The following is a 16,434-nucleotide window of genomic DNA, read 5'->3' on the forward strand; positions in this document are numbered from 1 at the left end:
CCAGCTCGACGCGCCGCCCCAGGCTCAGGCTTGTTCAGGACTCCCGGTTTCGGCCTTGCGCAGGACGAAGCGACAGATGGCCGGCAGGACGAAGAGCGTCAGGGCCGTGGCGGTGATCAGGCCGCCGATGACGACCGTGGCTAGCGGACGCTGGACTTCAGCGCCGGTGCCGGTCGCCAGGGCCATGGGCACGAAGCCCAGGGAGGCGACGAGACCGGTCATCATCACCGGCCGCAGGCGCTCCATGGCCCCGTCGATGATCGCTTTCTCAAGTGGCATGCCCGTGGCCAGGCGCTGGCGGATGGCGGTCATCATCACCAGGCCGTTCAGCACCGCCACGCCCGAGAGCGCGATGAAGCCGACGGCGGCCGACACCGAGAACGGGATGCCGCGCAGGGCCAGGCCGAAGACACCGCCGGCCAAAGCCAGCGGAATGGCCGAGAACACCGCCGCGGCCGGTGCGATGCCGCCCAGGGCCATGTAGAGCAGGCCGAAGATCAGCAGGAAGCAGAGCGGCACGACGAGGGCCAGGCGCGCCTGGGCGGCCTTGAGGTTCTCAAACTGCCCGCCCCAGACCAGCCAAGAGCCGGCCGGCAGTTTGACCTGCGTATCGACCTTCTGCTGGGCTTCGCCCACGAAGGAGCCGAGATCCGCGCCACGGACGTTGGCCTGGACCACGACGCGGCGCTTGCCGTTCTCGCGGCTGACCTGGTTGAGGCCTTCCGAATAGGAGAACTTGGCGACGTCGCGCAGCGGCACCGAGGCGCGAGCGCCGCCGGCCCGTTCGGGTAGCATCACCGGCAGGGCGCCGACCGCGTCGAGATCGTTGCGGCTGGCGTCCGGCAGGCGGACCACGACGTCAAAGCGACGGTCGCCCTGGAAGACCAGACCGGCCTCGCGGCCGCCCATGGCCACGGCCAGGGTGTCGGCGACCTCTTCGACCGTTAGGCCCAGGCGGCCGATGGCGTCGCGGTCGAGTTGGACGTCCAGGGTCGGGAAGCCCGAGGTCTGCTCGACCTTGACGTCGGCCGCCCCCTTCACCGTCCGCAGGACCGTAGCGATCTCCTCGGCCGTGCGGCTCATGGCGTCGAGATCGTCGCCATAGACCTTGATGGCCACGTCACCGCGCACGCCGGCGATCAGTTCGTTGAAGCGCATCTGGATCGGCTGGCTGAACTCGTAGGCGTTGCCTGTCAGGCCTTCCAGCTTGTGCTCGATGCGGCTGATCAGCTCGGCCTTGGTCTCGTTCTTGTTGGGCCACTCGTCCTTGGGCTTGAGGATGATGAAGGCGTCCGAGGCGTTGGGCGGCATGGGGTCGCTGGCGACTTCGGCCGTGCCGGTCTTGGAGTAGACGAACGCCACCTCCGGGAAGGTCGCCACCACCCGCTCGATCCGCCGCTGCATGCGCAGCGACTGCTCCAGCGAGGTCGACGGGATGCGCAGGGCCTGGACGGCCATGTCCTTCTCGTCGAGCTGCGGCGTGAACTCCCGGCCCAGGAACCCGAAGGTCACGGCCGCGACGACAAACAGCGCCACCGCCCCGCCGATCACCGGCCAGGGCTTGGCCACGACCTTGTGCAGCAGCGGCTCATAGCGGGACTTGGTCCAGCGGACCGGCGCGACTTCCTTCTCGGCCACCTTGCCGTTGATCAAGAGGGCGATCATGGCCGGGATGAAGGTCAGCGACAGGACGAAGGCGCCGGCCAGGGCCAGCATCACGGTGATGGCCATGGGCGAGAAGGTCTTGCCCTCGACGCCGGTGAAGGTCAGCAGCGGCGCATAGACCAGGAGGATGATCGCCTGGCCGTAGACGGTCGGCGCGATCATCTCGCGGGCGGCCTCACGGGTTTCGCCCAGGCGCTCCGACAGCGTCAGGAGACGGCCCTCGTGGTGCTGGCGCTCGGCCAGGCGCCGCAAGGCGTTCTCGACGATGATGACGGCCCCATCGACGATGAGGCCAAAGTCCAGCGCCCCCAGGCTCATCAGATTGCCAGAGACGCCCAGCTTGTTCATGCCGATGGCGGTCATCAGCATCGAGAGCGGGATAACCAGGGCGGTGATCAAGGCGGCGCGGAAGTTCCCGAGCAGCAGGAAGAGCACCACGATGACCAGCAGCGCGCCTTCGGTCAGGTTCTTCTCGACGGTCTTGATGGTCGCGCCGACCAGCTTGGAGCGGTCGTAGACCACCTGGACCTTCACGCCGACCGGCAGGCTCTTGGCCACCTCGATCAGCTTCTCGGCCGAAGCGCCGGCGACGGTGCGGCTATTCTCGCCGGTCAGCATCAGCACGGTGCCGACCACGACCTCTTCGCCGTTCTCCGAGGCCGCGCCGGTGCGCAGGGCGCCGCCCAGCTTGACGGTGGCGACGTCGCGGACGCGGATCGAGACGCCTTCACGCGCCGCGACCGTGGCGTTGGCGATCTCGTCGACGGTGCGCACGCGAGCGTCGGCGCGGACGAGGAAGGCTTCCCCGCCCTTCTCGACGAAGTTGGCGCCGACGGCGAGGTTGGCCGCTTCCAGAGCCTTGGCCAGGTCGTTGAACGAGACGCCCACCGAGGCCATGCGGGTCGGATCGGGCTGAACGACGAACTGCTTTTCGAAGCCGCCGATGGAGTCGACGCCGGCCACGCCTGCGACCGAGCGCATCTGGGGCCGGACGATCCAATCCTGCACTTCGCGCAGGAACGCCGCCTGGGCGGTGGGATCGGATAGCCGCTCCCCGGTCGAGGTCAGGTAGGACCCGTCGCTTTGCCAGCCTGGCGAACCTTCGGTGACCTTGGCGCCCTTGCCGCCCGGATGCTCGAAGGCCACGGTCCACATCAGGACCTCGCCCAGACCCGAGGAGATCGGGCCCATGGCGGGCTCGGCCCCGGCCGGCAGGCTTTGGCGCACCTGGGTCAGGCGCTCGGCCACCTGCTGGCGGGCAAAGTAGATGTCGGTCTTTTCCTTGAAGACGATGGTCACTTGGGAAAAGCCGTTGCGCGAAATCGAGCGCGTGGACTCCAGGCCGGGGATGCCGGCCATGGCCGTCTCCACCGGGAAGGTGACGAGCTTCTCGACCTCGGCCGGGGCCAGGGTCCCCGAGACGGTGTTGATCTGCACCTGCTTGTTGGTGATGTCGGGCACCGCGTCGATCGGCAGGCGCACCAGGTTGTAGACGCCCAGGGCCGCGACCAGCGTGACCAGGGCAATGACGGCCCAGCGGAAGCGGACCGAAAGGTCGAGGATACGGCCGATCATCGGGCCACCTCGCCGGTTTCCATGGCGTGAGGCTTGTCCTGATAGCGGACTTCCAGCTTGGTCACCGAGGCCAGCTGCAGCAGCGGGAAAGTCGCCTCAAAGCGGGCCGGCTCACGGTCGGTGCGCTGGGGGCTCAGGGCCGCCAGGCGCGTGGGGACGGTGATGGCCCAGTGCCCGTCTGGATCGAAGGCGCTGACATCGAGGTGAGCGGCCACCGGCGGCAGGCTGCGCCCCGGCGCGCGTCGGACCAGACCCGACACGCGCAGGCCGTTGCCGGTGTCGCGCGCCGAGGCGGTGATGATCTCGACGGCGCGGCCGCCGATGCGATCGATGGTCACCGCGTCCTTGGCCTGGACGGCCGAAGTGGTGAGCGAGGCGGCCAGAGCTGCCAGAGACAGGGTGAGCTTAGTCCTCATGGCTCGCCTCCCCCTTGCCGAGTTCGGCCTTCAGCAGGAAGGCGCCCTTGCCGGCGATCTGCTCGCCGGTGCGCACGCCCGAGAGGATCTCAACCTGGCCGCCGCCACGACGACCGACCCGGACGGGACGCGGCTCGAAGCCGTCCTTGGTGCGGACGAAGACGACCTCGGCGCCATTGACGGTCTGGACCGCCTCGTCCGGCGCGGAGATGCGGCCGCTGACGCTGGCGGCGGCGCCGCGCGGGGTGATGCGCGCGCGCAAGGCCTGACCGGGGGTCAGCATCGGGGCCTCGCCGCTCACCGCCAGCACGGCGGTAGCCGAGCGGTTCTCGGCGTCCAGCGCCGGGGTGATGCTGCGCACGGTGGCGTTCACCGACCCGCTGGCGGTCTCGACCACGGCCGCGTCGCCGGGCTTGACCCGCTGGGCGTCGGCGACCGGCAAGGCGGCCTGGATCTCGATGCGCCCCGGATCGGCGACCCGGAAGAGTTCGGAACCGGCCGCGACATAGGCGCCGAGGGTGGCGGTGGCGGCGGTGATCCGGCCCGAAATCGGGCTGGTCACGGCCAGGGTGCGGCCGTTGCCACTGACGCCAGCGGCGGCGCTGGCGCCACTGGCGCGCCGCAGTTCGGACTCGGCGATGGCCGCCTCGCGCTGGGCCGCTTCGAGGTCCTGGCGAGCGGTGATCTTGGCGTCGAACAGGCGCTGCTCACGGACCAGGGCCTGACGGGCGGCCGCGGCCTTGGCGGCCGCCGCGCTGCGGTCGGCGCTGATGGCAGCGGCGTCGCGGCTTTCGATGGCGGCGATCACCTCGCCAGCGGCGACGGGGTCGCCCAGGCGCTTGTTGATGCGGACGATGGCGCCGTCAGCGCGGGCCGCCAGGATCGCCGCGCCGTTGGGCGTGGCCACCACCGTGGCCTGGGCCGGTACGGCGGCGTCGAGCCCGCCGCCGGCCAGGGTCACCAGCTGGATGCCGTCGGCGGTGATGCGCTCGGCGGTCATGGCGACATGGGGCTTTTCGCCGGCGTGATCTTCCTTGGCCTCGGCGGCTGGAGCTTCCTTGGCCGGCGAGGACAGCATGGTCTTGCCGACCAGCGCGCCAGCGCCGGCGGCCAGCACGGCGCTGACCGCCACGGCCGTCAGCAGGGTCTTTCTATCGTTGGACTTCATGGTGAGCTTTCCTATTGGGCGGCGGCGCGTTCGAGCGCGGCCAGCGCCTTGGCGCGCTCAAGGCGCGCGGCGATGAGTTCGGTGCGGGCGGTCGTCAGGGCGCCTTGCGCGTCGAGGACTTCGAGCAGCGAGAACTTGCCGGCCTCAAAGCCACCGCGCGCCAGATCGACGGCGGTCTGGGCTTGCGGGACGATCTTGCTGTCGAGGACCTCCAGCCGGGCATTGGCCGCGCGAAGCGAAGCCTCGCCGTCGCGCACCGCCCGGACCGAGCGGGCCAGCGCCAGGCGCTCACGCGCCTCGGCGGCGGTCGCGTCGGCGCGCGCGGCCGCAACCGTGCCCTGGTTGCGGTTGGAGATCGGGATCGGCGCGGTGAAGCCGACGATCATCGCCGAGTCCCCGGTCTGCTCGAACCGCCGCACGCCAGCCTGGACCGTCAGGTCCGGGCGGCCGGCGGCGCGCTCGCGATCGATGACGGCCCGGGCCGTTTGTAGGTCCGCGCGCGCCTGGCGCACGTCCAGGGTCTCGCTAGGATCGATCGTGGTCTGGGTAGGCGCGGCGGCCTCCGGACCGCGCACCAGCTCGATCGTCTCGCCCGGCTCGCCCCAGAGGGTGACCAGCGCGCGCCGAGCGGCCAGCGCCTCGGCTTCGGCGGCGATCACCGCAGCGGCCGCTTCACGGCTGGCGGCCTCGGCCCGCAAGGCCCGAAGCGGTGGTTCGCGTCCGGCCTCGACCAGGGTGCTAGCGACTTTCGAGAGGCCCTCGGCGCGGGCGGCTGTTTCTTGGGCCAGGACCAGGCGATCCTGGGCGGCCAGCGCTTCGGCGTACCGGACCCGGACTTCCTGTGTCAGGTCGGCCTTGGCGATCGTGAAGCCGATGCGGGCGGCGTCGACCTCGGCATTGGCGGCGACGGCGCGGGTGCGGCGCTTGCCGCCCAGCTCCAGGCGTTGGCTGATCGTGGCGGTGGTCTCGGCGGCGCCGAAACGGCCGTAAGGCCCCGACCCGGCGAAGTTCTCCGACTGGAGACCTGCTTCGGGGTTGGGCATCAGGCCAGCCTGGCGAGCGCGGCCTTCGGCCGCCTTCACCGAAGCTTCGGCGGCCGTGACAAGCGGTGACTGGGTCTGGGCGCGCGAAAGGGCGGCGTCCAGGGTGAGCGGCTCGGCAGCGGCGCGCGAAAACGCGCCGGCACCGGCGAGCGCCAGGACCGCGCCGAGAACGGCAGCGGGCCGGGCATAACGGGAATGCATGGGAGGTGCCTGTGTGAGAACTGACGATGGCGATTACGCGCGCGAGGGCGCGGCCAGGGTCAGGCTCGAGGGGGCTCGTTGGGGCCGTCAGGCATGCGCGAGGCCGGCATGTCGAGGGCCGAGGCGACCAACCGAATACGGTCGGCGGACACGACGTGCTGCGCCCCAACGACCGGGTTCAGCAGCTGGGGAACATGGTGGCAGTGACCGCCCTGTTCGCCGCCTTTGGCGTCCGAGACGTCCGACGCATCCTGGTCGTCGATCTGGGCGAAGCTCGCAGCTTCAGCCGCAGCGCCATGCTCGGCGGTCACCGACGTCTCGGGCGGACAGAAGTCCAATCGCAACGACGGCGCGGCGACGGCGAGCACCAGCAGGCACGCCAAAAGCGCCCCCGTCCAGGTCTTCAGCCATGTCGTCACGTCGAACATAAAAGGGCCTATAGCGTCCGTATTGCCTCGAGGAAATACGTTACAAGATACACTCGGCGTGGCGCATCAGCGCAGCCGTAAGGGTTAGATCCGCGTGCGCGGCCGCGACCGCGCCACGGCCTTCAGGGGCGTGCTGGTGGTGACGTATTTCGCGAGAGCTTCCAGCCGGAAGTCATAGATTCTAACTAGCTTTTCGTACTCCTCCTTAAATTTGAACTGCAACGCCGCCAGACCGGTGATCTCGTTGGTGTGACGTAGCAGCGTGCCGCGTTTACTGGGCTCCAAGCGGAAGTATTCGTACGACCGCGCGAAGAACGGACCGGAGCGGAACGCCACCTCCTCGCCGGGCGCCATGCCGATGACGCGGGCCCTGACGCGCATCCGCTTTTCCGGGTTTGACCCGATGCGGATGTAGAGCCGGGCGCCCTGCACCGGCACGCCTTCGATCTCCCAGTGAGGATGCCAGCGCGGATAGGCGCCAAACTCCGACAAGGTCCGCCAGACCTTGGTCGGGGGCGCGGCGATATCGATTTCTGTCTCTAGGATCATGGGCGGCCTTTCGTCGCCTTGTCGCTCGCGCCCGACGGGGCCGAGGGCGGCTCCGGGCACGGGCGGTTCGTGGAAAGTAAGCAGACACGGAACTGCTCCCCGTCTATCGGCGGACTGGCCGTGGGCAGGTCGAAGAACGTGCAGTGGCGCTCGCGCCCGCGCAGGTCCCAGAGGACTTTCGACGCGGTGCTCAGGACCTGGCCGTCGCGATCGAGGCGATCGGCCCGCACGAAGCGCGGCGCGGGGCCGGCGGCGCGTCGGCAGACGGCGCCGTGGAAGCGCACGCCCGGGCCCTCGGCGACGGCGCGGACTCCGTCCAGCACAAAGCCTCGCGGCGTCGACAGGGCGATCGGCCTGTCGATCGTGTCGGCCAGCGCCGAGCCGGCGATCGAGGCGCCGATCATGGCCAGGGCAAGCGCCACGGCCGGGACGGAACGACGCCCGATCATGGCCGATGCCCCATGCCGACCACCGCCACGGCGATGGTGGCAGCGAGGAACACCATCGCCGCCACCAGGGCGATCAGGGCGCGGCGGGCCGAGCGGCGCGCCCAAGCCGCGGCCTCGTCGTGAGATTCAGGGCCGCTCATGCCTGACGGTCCTTGTAGGCCAGGAGGCGCAAGGCGTTGGCCACGACCAGCAGGGTCGAGCCTTCGTGGAAGATCACCGCCTCACCGATCTTCAACCCGAACAGGGTGGCCGGGATCAGCACCGCGACCATGCCCAGACTGACGAAGAGGTTCTGGCGGATGATGCCGCTGGTCTTGCGGCTGAGGCCCACCGCGAACGGCAGATGGTTGAGGTCATCGGCCATCAGCGCGACGTCGGCGGTCTCCAGAGCCACGTCCGAACCTGCCGCGCCCATGGCGATACCGACCGTGGCGTTGGCCATGGCCGGGGCGTCGTTGACCCCGTCGCCGACCATCGCGGCCTTGCCGTACTGCTCGCGCAGGGCCTTGATCGTGGCGACCTTGTCTTCGGGCATCAGGCCGCCACGGGCCTCGTCGAGACCCAGGTCGCGGGCGATGGCGTCGGAGACCGACTGGTTGTCGCCCGACAGCATGATCATCCGGGTGATCCCGAGCGATCGCAGGCGCTTGATGACGTCGCGGGCCGCCGGACGGGCCGTATCCATCAGACCGAGCACGCCGAGATACCGGTCGCCATGGCGCACCATGACGACGGTGCGGCCGCTGGCCTCCAGCTTCTGGGCCTCGCTCCAGACGTCCTCTGGCGGTCGATCGCCTTCGGCTTCGAAGAGGCCTGGCTTGCCGATGACGGCGGCCTTGCCGTCGACCTGTGCCTGGATCCCCTGCCCGGTCAGGCTCTTGATGTTGGTGGCTTCCCGGCGGGCCTGACCGTTCAGCTTGGCCTCCCCATCGCGCACGACGGCGGCTGCCAGCGGATGGTCGCTCAGCGCCTCGACCGCCACGGCGATGGCCAGCAGTTCAGAAGCCTCGACGCCTTGGGCCGGCACGATGTCGGTGAGCTTGGGCTTGCCCTCGGTTAGGGTGCCGGTCTTGTCGAAGGCCAAGGCCGTCAGGGTGCCCAGGTTCTCCAAGGGCCCGCCGCCCTTGACCAGCACCCCGCCGCGGCCGGCCCGGGCGACGCCGCTCAGCACCGCGCTGGGCACGGAAATGGCCAAGGCACAGGGACTGGCGGCCACCAGCACGGCCATGGCCCGGTAGAAGCTGCGGCTGAAGGGCTCGTCCAGCACCAGGAAGGCCAACATCAGCACGCCGACCAGCACCAGTACGGCCGGCACGAACACCTTCTCGAAGCGGTCGGTGAAGCGCTGGGTCGGTGAGCGCTGGGCCTCGGCCTCGGCGACCATGCGCACGACGCGGGCCAGGGTGCTTTCACCGGCCTTGCGGGCCACGCGGATGTCGAGCGCGCCCGCGCCGTTGATGGTGCCGGCGAAGACGCGATGCTCTGCGCTGGCCTTGGCGAAGTCGAAGTCGCGATCGGCGGCGGCGCGCTTGTCGACTGGCACGCTTTCGCCCGTGACCGGGGCCTGGTTGACGCTACTCTCGCCGGTCACGACCACGCCATCGGCGGCGATGCGTTCATTGGGCCGGACGAGAACGATGTCGCCGACCTCCAAGGCCTCGACGCCGATCTCCTCGGTCTTGCCGTCTCGGCGGACGGTGGCGCGTTCGGGCGCGAGCTTGGCCAGGGCCTCAATCGCCCGGCGGGCGCGCCCCATGGCATAGTGCTCCAGCGCATGGCCCATGCTGAAGAGGAAGAGCAGCAGCGCGCCTTCCGCCCATTGGCCCAGGGCCGCCGCGCCGGCGGCCGCCACCAGCATCAGGGTGTCGATCTCGAACTTGCGCTTGCGCAGGTTCTCGATCGCCTCGGTCAGGGTGAACCAGCCGCCGAACAGATAGGCCGCCAGGTAGAAGGCCAGCGGTATCCAGCCATCGGCCTTCAGGCTGATCAGCCACCCGACCAGCAGCGTCGCGCCGCACAGCAGGGCGAAGATGAGTTCGGTTTGCTCGCCAAACAGCCCACCATGGGCGTGGCCGCCCTCCCCGTCCCCGTGCTTGTGGTCGCCATCAGAGCCATGGTCGTGGCCCTTATGATCGTGCGCAGACTTGCTGGTCATCCTGGCCGCTCCTACCGGTGCGGTTCGACGTGATGGCCGCCGTAGCGCAGCACCTCGACCTTTTCGAAGGTGACCAGGCCGATGTCCTTGAGATCGTCGAGCTTGGTCAGGAACTCGCGCAGGCGGGCTTCCTCGTCGACGAACTCGATGACCACCGGCAGATTGTCGTTGAAGTCCAGCGGCCGGGGCTCGTGCATGCGGGCGGACTCGCCAAAGCCCTTGCGGCCGCGCAGGACCGTGGCGCCGGCCAGGCGCGCGGTCTGGGCGCGCTGGACGATGACGTCCATCAGGGAGCGGTCGCCGACCAGGGCGTTTTCGTCGGTGTAGATGCGGAGAAGGACAGCTTGTCCGGGGGTCTGCATGGGGTTTCCTTTTCGGTTGCCTCGATCGAAGGCCGGAGCCTTCGCTGGGTGGAGGTGATGCGCCGGCGCGGCGCTGTGGGGGCTGAGGGGCCGCGCCGGCGCCCCGGCCTAGTGCGTCGTGCTCAGGGGCGACGCGGCCGGTCCCTCGTCCGGGGCCTTCCGACCAGACCCCAGTTGGAGGATGAGTTTGGCGATGGCAGGCAGGACCAGCAGGGTCACGGCGGTGGCCGTGACCAGGCCGCCGATGACCACCATGGCCAGGGGCTTTTGGACTTCGGCGCCGGTGCCGCTGGCCAGGGCCATCGGGATGAAGCCGATGGCCGGGACGAGACCCGTCATCAGGACCGGACGGAAGCGTTCGACCGAGCCCTCATAGATGGCCTGGACCACGGGCACGCCGGCCTCGAGCCGCTCTCGAACGCTGGTCATGACGACCAGGCCGTTGAGGACGGCGACGCCGGCCAGCACGATGAAGCCCACCGCCGCCGAAATCGAGAAGGTGATCCCGGTCAGCGCCAGGGCGAACACCCCGCCCGAGAGTCCGAGCGGAATGGCCGCGAACACGGATGCGGCTGGCCCGAACCCGCCCAGCGCCATGTAGAGCACCAGGAAGATCAGGACGAAGCAGAGCGGCACGACAATCGAAAGGCGCTGGGTGGCGGCCTTCAGGTTCTCGAACTGGCCGCCCCAGGTCAGCCAGTAGCCGGTCGGAAGCTCGACGGCCTCGACCTTGCTGCGGGCTTCGTTGACGAACGAGCCGATGTCGCGGCCACGCACGTTGACCTGGATCACGACCCGGCGCTTGCCGTCCTCGCGGCTGATCTGGTTCAGGCCATCTGCGAAGCGGAACTGCACCAGCTCGCGCAGCGGGACCGAGCGTTGAACACCGCCTTCGCCGGCCGGCAGCATGACCGGCAGAGCGCCCAGGGCGTCTAGGTCATCGCGTTGAGCCATCGGCACCCGGACGGTGATGTCGAAGCGGCGATCGCCTTCGAAGACGTCACCCGCCTGGCGCCCGCCCATGGCCGTGGCCACGGTGTCGGCGACCTGGTCAATGCTGAGACCGAAGCGCGCGATGGCGGCCCGGTCGAACTTCACATCCAGGGTGGGCGCGCCGCCGACCTGCTCGACACGAACACCTTCGGCGCCGGGGATCGATTCCAGGACGGAACCGATCTTGGCGGCGGTGGCGCTCATCTTCTCCAGATCATCGCCATAGAGCTTGATGGCGACGTCGCCGCGGACGCCGGCGATCAACTCGTTGAAGCGCATCTGGATCGGCTGGGTGACCTCGAAGCTGTTGCCCAGCAGCGGGGCGACCTTGGCCTCGATGCGCTCGACGACCTTAGCCTTGTTGGCGACCTCCTTGGGCCACTCCTTCTGGGGCTTGAGGATGATGAAGCCGTCCGAGGCGTTGGGCGGCATCGGGTCGGTGGCGACCTCGGCCGTACCGGTCTTGGAGAACATCATCTCCACTTCGGGCAGGGACGAGACGTTCTTTTCGACCTGTCGCTGCATGGTCAGCGACTGCTCCAGGGCTGTCGACGGGATCTTCAGCGACCCCATGGCGACGTTCTTTTCGTCGAGCTGCGGGATGAACTCCTGGCCCAGCGTCGTGTAGACGACACCGGCCACCAAGAAGAGCGCCAGAGCGCCGCCGATGAACGGCCAGGGACGTTCGATCGAGCGCTTGAGGAGCGGCTCGTAGCGGGCCTTGGAGACGGCGATCACCTTGACCTCCTTCTCCGAGACCTTGCCGCGCATCAGGATGGCGACGAGGGCCGGAACGAAGGTCAGCGACAGGATGAACGCCGCGCCCAGGGCCAGCATGATGGTGATGGCCATCGGCGAGAAGGTCTTGCCCTCCACGCCGGTGAAGGTCAGCAGCGGCGCGAAGACCAGGAAGATGATCGCCTGGCCAAAGACGGTCGGGCGGATCATTTCCTGGGCCGCGCGCAGTACGGTCTCCAGGCGCTCCTTGAGGCTCAGCAGACGCCCTTCGTGGTGCTGACGCTCGGCCAGCCTCAAGAGACAGTTCTCGATGATGATGACGGTGCCGTCGACGATCAGGCCAAAGTCCAGCGCCCCCAGGCTCATCAGGTTGCCGGGCACCTTCAGGCCGTTCATGCCGATGGCCATCATCAGGAACGAGAGCGGGATGATCAGCACGGCGATGAAGGCCGCGCGGACGTTGCCCAGCAGCAGGAACAGGGTGGCGGCGACCAGGATGGCGCCTTCGGTCAGGTTGCGTTCGACGGTCTTGACGGTGGCGTTGACGAGGACCGAGCGGTCCAGGGTGGTGGTGATCACCACGCCGGGCGGCAGGCCCTTGCGGACTTCGGTCAGCTTCTCGCCGACCGACTTGGCCACCGAGCGGCTGTTCTCGCCGATCAGCATCAGGGCGGTGCCGACGACGACTTCCTCACCGTTCTTGCTGGCCGCGCCGGTGCGCAGATCGCCGCCGACGCGCACGTTGGCGACGTCCTTGACCGCGACCGGAACGGTGCGGCGCGTGGCGATGATGGCGTTCTGGATCTCGTCCAGGGTGCGCACCCGCGCATCGGCCCGCACCAGATAGGCCTCGCCGGCCCGCTGGATGAAGTTGGCGCCGACCGAGAGGTTGGCCCCTTCCAGGGCCTTGGCCAGGTCGGTGTAGGAGACGCCGTACGCCACCAGCTTGGCCGGGTCAGGCTCGACGACGTACTGCTTCTGGAAGCCGCCGATGGAGTCGACCCCGGCCACGCCCTTGACCGTGCGCAGCTGCGGTCGAACCGTCCAGTCTTGGATGGTCCGCAGGTACGCGCCCTGCGCGGTGGCGTCGACGAGACGCTCGCCCTCGGCCGTCAGATAGGCGCCATCGCTCTGCCAGCCGGGCTGGCCATCGACGACTTTGGCGCCCTTGCCGCGCGGGTTCGCGTACTCGACCGAGTACATGTAGACCTCGCCCAGACCCGTGGTGACGGGGCCGATCTGCGGCTGGATACCGGCGGGCAGGCTGTCGCCGGCCTGGGTCAGACGCTCGGCCACCTGCTGGCGGGCGAAGTAGAGGTTGGTCTTCTCCGAGAAGATCGCGGTGACCTGCGAGAAGCCGTTGCGCGAGATCGAGCGAGTGGTCTCCAGGCCCGGGATCCCGGCCAGGGCCGTCTCCACGGGGAAGGTCACGCGCTTTTCGATCTCGACCGGCGAAAGCGCGCCGGCCACGGTGTTGATCTGCACCTGGTTGTTGGTGATGTCGGGAACGGCGTCGATGGGCAGCTTGGTCAGCTGCCACGTGCCGAGGGCGGCGATGATGGCGGTGAGAAGCAGGACGTACCAACGCCCCTTCACCGACATCGAGAGTATGCGACCGATCATTTCGGCGTGTCTCCAGAATAGCGGTTAGGGGTCAGTCTTCTTCCGAGCTCTTGCCGAGTTCGGCCTTGAGCAAGAAGGCGTTCTTGACCGCCAGGGTCTCCCCGCCCTTCAGGCCGTCGACGATGACCACACGGCCGCCGCTGCGCTGGCCGGCCAGCACGTGCTGGACGCGGAAGCCTTCCTTGGTGCGCACGAAGACCACGTCGTTGCCGTTGACGGTCTGCACCGCCTCTTCGGACACGACGATCCCGGAGGAGGTAGACTGGCGCGACGTGATGCGGGCGCGGACAAGCTGGCCCGGCTGCAGGGCCCCTGCCCCGTTCGCCAGGGTCAGGACGACCGTTGCGCTGCGGGTCTCCTCGTTGACACCCGGGGTCACCGAGCGGACGACCGCGTCACGGGTCTCGCCGCTGGTGGTCTCGACCACAGCCTTGTCGCCGGGCTGGACCCGCCGGGCGTCGGCGGCCGTCACTGCCGCATTGACCTGGATCTTGGCCGGGTCGGAGATGCGGAAGAGTTCCGTCTCCGGCGCGACGAAGGCGCCCAGGCTCGCGGTCGTGGCGGTCACGCGGCCGCTGATCGGGCTGATGACGGCGACATAGCCGCCCGACACCGCCGATACGCCGGCGGCCGTGGCCGCGCGACGGGCCTCGGCCTCGGCCACGGCCAGTTCGGCCTGAGCGGTCTCGTAGTCCTGACGCGGGCTGACCTTCTGTTCGAAGAGACGCTTTTCGCGGGCCAGGTTCTTGCGGGCCAGGTCGGCCTTGGCCGAGGCGACGCTACGGTCGGCCGAGATCTGGGCGGCCTCGCGGCTGGAGACCAGGGCGAGGGTTTCGCCCGCGCGGACGGGGTCGCCGAGGCGCTTGGTGATGCGGGTGATCGAGCCCGCGGCGCGGGCGGTCAGGGCCGCTTCACCGCCGGGTTCAGCTTCGACCGTGGCTTGGGCGACGACCTCGGCGGCCAGGCCACCGGGGTTGACCGTCTGGAGCTGGACGCCCGAAGCGGTGATGCGCTCGGGGCCCATGGTCAGGGTCAGCGGGCCGGCTGGCGCCGCCGCTGCCGGCTTCTCCGGGGCCGCGGTCTCGGCGGGCTTGCCGCCAGACATCTTGCCGAACGAGAAAGCCGCGATCGCCACGACCACGATGGCCGCGCCGGCCATCAGCAATTGCCGGTTCGAGGAGTTGGACTTGGGCATTAGCGATCTCCGAAGAGGCGGCCTTGCAGGCGCGCCAGGTCGGCCTCGGCGCGGACGCGCGCCAGCTGGGCCTGGATTGTGAGGTCGCGCGCTTCGGCCAGGGACCGGCGCGCATTGATCAGTTCGACCAGCGGGGCCTTGCCGGACTCGTAGGCGATCCGGGTCAGGCGGTAGGCTTCGACGGCGCTGGTCTCGCCTTCGCCGGCAGCCGTTGCCCGCGACTGGGCCGCGCCGAGCTGGAACCGCGCGGTGCGGATGTCGGCTTCGGCGTCCAGGCGCGCGGCGTTCAACCGAGCCTCGGCGGCCTGCAACTCGCCCTGGGCGGCGGTGATATTGCCGCGGTTCTGGTCGAACACCGGGATCGGGATCGAGACCCCGGCCACCAGGGCCGTGGAGTCGTCGCCGCTGAACCGACGAACCCCGGCCGAGACGGTGACGTCCGGCACGGCGCGGGTCTTTTCGATCCGCACGCGGCGGGCGGCCGCTTCCCGATCGGCTTCAGCCGCCAGCACCGCTGGCGTCGCCAGCACGTCGATATCGCCCGGCTGGACCGGAGCCGCCGTGCTGACCAGCAGACTGTCGGTGAGTTCGGTGAAGGGCGTGGGCGAGCCGGCCAGGGCCGTCAGGCGCGCGAAAGCCCCGGTCCGTTCGGCCCGGGCCTCTTCGAGCGTGGCCCGCGCGGCGGTCAGAGCCGCCTGCGCCTGCAGGGTGCGCAGTTCGGCCTCCTTGCCAGCATCGACCAGCGCCCGCGAAGCGCGCAGGGTCTCGTCAGACAAGGTCACGGCCTCTTCAGCGAGCGTGACGCGACGCTCACCAGCTTCAGCCTGGGCATAGGCGTCAGCCAGGGCAAAAGCGAAGTCTGCCTTGGACTGCGAAAGGCGCGCCCGGGCCGCGTCGAGAGCGGCGCGGCCGGCGGCGACGCGCGCCCCCCGCTTGCCGCCGACTTCCAGCGGTTGGCTCAGCTGGAAGGTCGTCTCGGCGTTGTTCGTGCCGCTGTAGACGCCGCCGCCGCTGAAGTTCTCGATGGTGACGCCAGCCGTCGGGTTCGGACGAGCGCCGGCCTGACGGGCGAGACCTTCGGCCTGACGGACACCGGCCGCCGCTTCGGCCAACCGGGGTGCGCTACCTTGCGCCTGAGCGAGCAGGGCCTTGAAAGGCGGGGCCGGATCGGCCGCCGCGCCGCGAGCGGACGCCAACGCGCCCAAGATCGCGACCGCGCTTACGGCCGCGAAACGCAGCCGCCCACGCATGATGAGAGTCATGAAGATGTAATCCTAGAGATTGAAACGCAGACGGTCCGCCGCTCGGGGCGGAAGGGTCGCGTCAGGCTCTAGGCGGACGGTCCAGTAGAACGGCGCGGTCGCCGAGCAGGCGCTGGTCCTGCTGGGGCTGCCAGACGGCGCGATTAGCGAAGGCGACGGTTTCGGGCGCGAACGACACGGGCAGGCTCACGCCGTGAGCGGCGCAATGCCCGGTGCAGGCCGAGAGGGCCTTCTTGACGGGAGCCTTGTGGTCACCGGCGACCTTGATCACGGCCGGGGCCTCGACGGTCGACGCCACCACCTGAGCGGCGGACGGCGTTTCGGTCTCAAGGGCGGCGTGTTCGGCGGGACCGCAGACGACAATGCCGATCAGGAACGCGATGGTGACGACCAGGGCCATCACCTTGCCGAAGCTGAAACGCGCGGACGGACCGCGGCGCGAGCGCCACGTTTCGGCATTCCTGCCGACTTGCCGACCATGGAGTGCGAGTCCAACCATAGGATTCTGGCATACATGCGCAAAGTCGAGATTGAAATGCGTTATATGATTACATGTTATACTATTACATCGTTAGGAGACTTGACGAACATATCCGAACATTGAGGAAAGCT

The 16,434-nt window shown here is 69.2% G+C and carries 14 protein-coding genes; all 14 read right to left on the reverse strand.

Annotated features, from left to right (window positions below):
• Window positions 1-24 precede the first annotated feature (24 nt).
• The 14 genes from OR37_RS05185 to OR37_RS05245 all read right to left on the reverse strand — a co-directional run bounded on the left by OR37_RS05185 (window position 25) and on the right by OR37_RS05245 (window position 16,222).
• Window positions 25-3,240 (reverse strand): efflux RND transporter permease subunit, encoded by a 3,216-nt coding sequence (locus OR37_RS05185; protein ID WP_004616651.1) that lies wholly within the window; start codon window positions 3,238-3,240, stop codon window positions 25-27.
• The gene (locus tag OR37_RS05190; protein WP_004616653.1) at window positions 3,237-3,656 is read right to left on the reverse strand and encodes a hypothetical protein; all 420 of its coding nucleotides are present in this window, start codon (window positions 3,654-3,656) and stop codon (window positions 3,237-3,239) included. Before OR37_RS05190 ends, OR37_RS05185 begins: the two co-directional genes overlap by 4 nt.
• Entirely contained in the window at window positions 3,646-4,824 is a 1,179-nt protein-coding gene (locus OR37_RS05195; RefSeq protein ID WP_004616656.1) for an efflux RND transporter periplasmic adaptor subunit, read from the reverse strand. Before OR37_RS05195 ends, OR37_RS05190 begins: the two co-directional genes overlap by 11 nt.
• A gap of 11 nt (window positions 4,825-4,835) precedes the next feature.
• Window positions 4,836-6,068, reverse strand: a complete 1,233-nt coding sequence (locus OR37_RS05200; RefSeq protein ID WP_004616658.1) for a TolC family protein — start codon at window positions 6,066-6,068, stop codon at window positions 4,836-4,838.
• A 59-nt stretch (window positions 6,069-6,127) separates the two neighbouring features.
• A complete protein-coding gene (locus OR37_RS05205) occupies window positions 6,128-6,496 on the reverse strand; it encodes a hypothetical protein (protein WP_004616661.1) in 369 nt (122 codons plus the stop codon).
• 84 nt (window positions 6,497-6,580) lie between these two features.
• Window positions 6,581-7,045 (reverse strand): SRPBCC family protein, encoded by a 465-nt coding sequence (locus OR37_RS20660; protein ID WP_004616663.1) that lies wholly within the window; start codon window positions 7,043-7,045, stop codon window positions 6,581-6,583.
• Window positions 7,042-7,494: a hypothetical protein gene (locus tag OR37_RS05215; RefSeq protein ID WP_004616665.1), complete on the reverse strand. Its 453-nt coding sequence runs from the start codon at window positions 7,492-7,494 to the stop codon at window positions 7,042-7,044. The genes OR37_RS20660 and OR37_RS05215 overlap by 4 nt, the downstream gene beginning before the upstream one ends.
• A complete protein-coding gene (locus OR37_RS21775; protein ID WP_004616667.1) occupies window positions 7,491-7,634 on the reverse strand; it encodes a hypothetical protein in 144 nt (47 codons plus the stop codon). The genes OR37_RS05215 and OR37_RS21775 overlap by 4 nt, the downstream gene beginning before the upstream one ends.
• The gene (locus OR37_RS05220; protein WP_004616669.1) at window positions 7,631-9,649 is read right to left on the reverse strand and encodes a heavy metal translocating P-type ATPase; all 2,019 of its coding nucleotides are present in this window, start codon (window positions 9,647-9,649) and stop codon (window positions 7,631-7,633) included. The genes OR37_RS21775 and OR37_RS05220 overlap by 4 nt, the downstream gene beginning before the upstream one ends.
• An 11-nt stretch (window positions 9,650-9,660) precedes the next feature.
• Window positions 9,661-10,011 (reverse strand): DUF190 domain-containing protein, encoded by a 351-nt coding sequence (locus OR37_RS05225; RefSeq protein ID WP_004616671.1) that lies wholly within the window; start codon window positions 10,009-10,011, stop codon window positions 9,661-9,663.
• Between the two features lie 108 nt (window positions 10,012-10,119).
• The gene (locus OR37_RS05230) at window positions 10,120-13,365 is read right to left on the reverse strand and encodes an efflux RND transporter permease subunit (RefSeq protein ID WP_004616673.1); all 3,246 of its coding nucleotides are present in this window, start codon (window positions 13,363-13,365) and stop codon (window positions 10,120-10,122) included.
• Between the two features lie 31 nt (window positions 13,366-13,396).
• Window positions 13,397-14,560 carry an efflux RND transporter periplasmic adaptor subunit gene (locus tag OR37_RS05235; RefSeq protein WP_004616675.1) on the reverse strand — a complete coding sequence of 388 codons (1,164 nt, stop codon included), beginning with the start codon at window positions 14,558-14,560 and terminating at the stop codon, window positions 13,397-13,399.
• Window positions 14,560-15,822 (reverse strand): TolC family protein, encoded by a 1,263-nt coding sequence (locus OR37_RS05240; protein ID WP_004616677.1) that lies wholly within the window; start codon window positions 15,820-15,822, stop codon window positions 14,560-14,562. Before OR37_RS05240 ends, OR37_RS05235 begins: the two co-directional genes overlap by 1 nt.
• Window positions 15,823-15,883: 61 nt before the next feature.
• Window positions 15,884-16,222: a hypothetical protein gene (locus tag OR37_RS05245; RefSeq protein WP_004616678.1), complete on the reverse strand. Its 339-nt coding sequence runs from the start codon at window positions 16,220-16,222 to the stop codon at window positions 15,884-15,886.
• Between the last annotated feature and the right edge of the window lie 212 nt (window positions 16,223-16,434).

The sequence above is a fragment of the Caulobacter vibrioides OR37 genome (genome assembly GCF_000372645.1).
GTDB classification, from domain to species: Bacteria; Pseudomonadota; Alphaproteobacteria; order Caulobacterales; family Caulobacteraceae; genus Caulobacter; species Caulobacter vibrioides_E.

What these genes read in the sequence shown, in the direction of transcription:
- OR37_RS05185 (WP_004616651.1), bottom strand. Translation starts at nt 3,240, where the DNA reads ATGATCGGCCGTATCCTCGACCTTTCGGTCCGCTTCCGCTGGGCCGTC.
- OR37_RS05190 (WP_004616653.1), bottom strand. Translation starts at nt 3,656, where the DNA reads ATGAGGACTAAGCTCACCCTGTCTCTGGCAGCTCTGGCCGCCTCGCTC.
- OR37_RS05195 (WP_004616656.1), bottom strand. Translation starts at nt 4,824, where the DNA reads ATGAAGTCCAACGATAGAAAGACCCTGCTGACGGCCGTGGCGGTCAGC.
- OR37_RS05200 (WP_004616658.1), bottom strand. Translation starts at nt 6,068, where the DNA reads ATGCATTCCCGTTATGCCCGGCCCGCTGCCGTTCTCGGCGCGGTCCTG.
- OR37_RS05205 (WP_004616661.1), bottom strand. Translation starts at nt 6,496, where the DNA reads ATGTTCGACGTGACGACATGGCTGAAGACCTGGACGGGGGCGCTTTTG.
- OR37_RS20660 (WP_004616663.1), bottom strand. Translation starts at nt 7,045, where the DNA reads ATGATCCTAGAGACAGAAATCGATATCGCCGCGCCCCCGACCAAGGTC.
- OR37_RS05215 (WP_004616665.1), bottom strand. Translation starts at nt 7,494, where the DNA reads ATGATCGGGCGTCGTTCCGTCCCGGCCGTGGCGCTTGCCCTGGCCATG.
- OR37_RS21775 (WP_004616667.1), bottom strand. Translation starts at nt 7,634, where the DNA reads ATGAGCGGCCCTGAATCTCACGACGAGGCCGCGGCTTGGGCGCGCCGC.
- OR37_RS05220 (WP_004616669.1), bottom strand. Translation starts at nt 9,649, where the DNA reads ATGACCAGCAAGTCTGCGCACGATCATAAGGGCCACGACCATGGCTCT.
- OR37_RS05225 (WP_004616671.1), bottom strand. Translation starts at nt 10,011, where the DNA reads ATGCAGACCCCCGGACAAGCTGTCCTTCTCCGCATCTACACCGACGAA.
- OR37_RS05230 (WP_004616673.1), bottom strand. Translation starts at nt 13,365, where the DNA reads ATGATCGGTCGCATACTCTCGATGTCGGTGAAGGGGCGTTGGTACGTC.
- OR37_RS05235 (WP_004616675.1), bottom strand. Translation starts at nt 14,560, where the DNA reads ATGCCCAAGTCCAACTCCTCGAACCGGCAATTGCTGATGGCCGGCGCG.
- OR37_RS05240 (WP_004616677.1), bottom strand. Translation starts at nt 15,822, where the DNA reads ATGACTCTCATCATGCGTGGGCGGCTGCGTTTCGCGGCCGTAAGCGCG.
- OR37_RS05245 (WP_004616678.1), bottom strand. Translation starts at nt 16,222, where the DNA reads ATGGCCCTGGTCGTCACCATCGCGTTCCTGATCGGCATTGTCGTCTGC.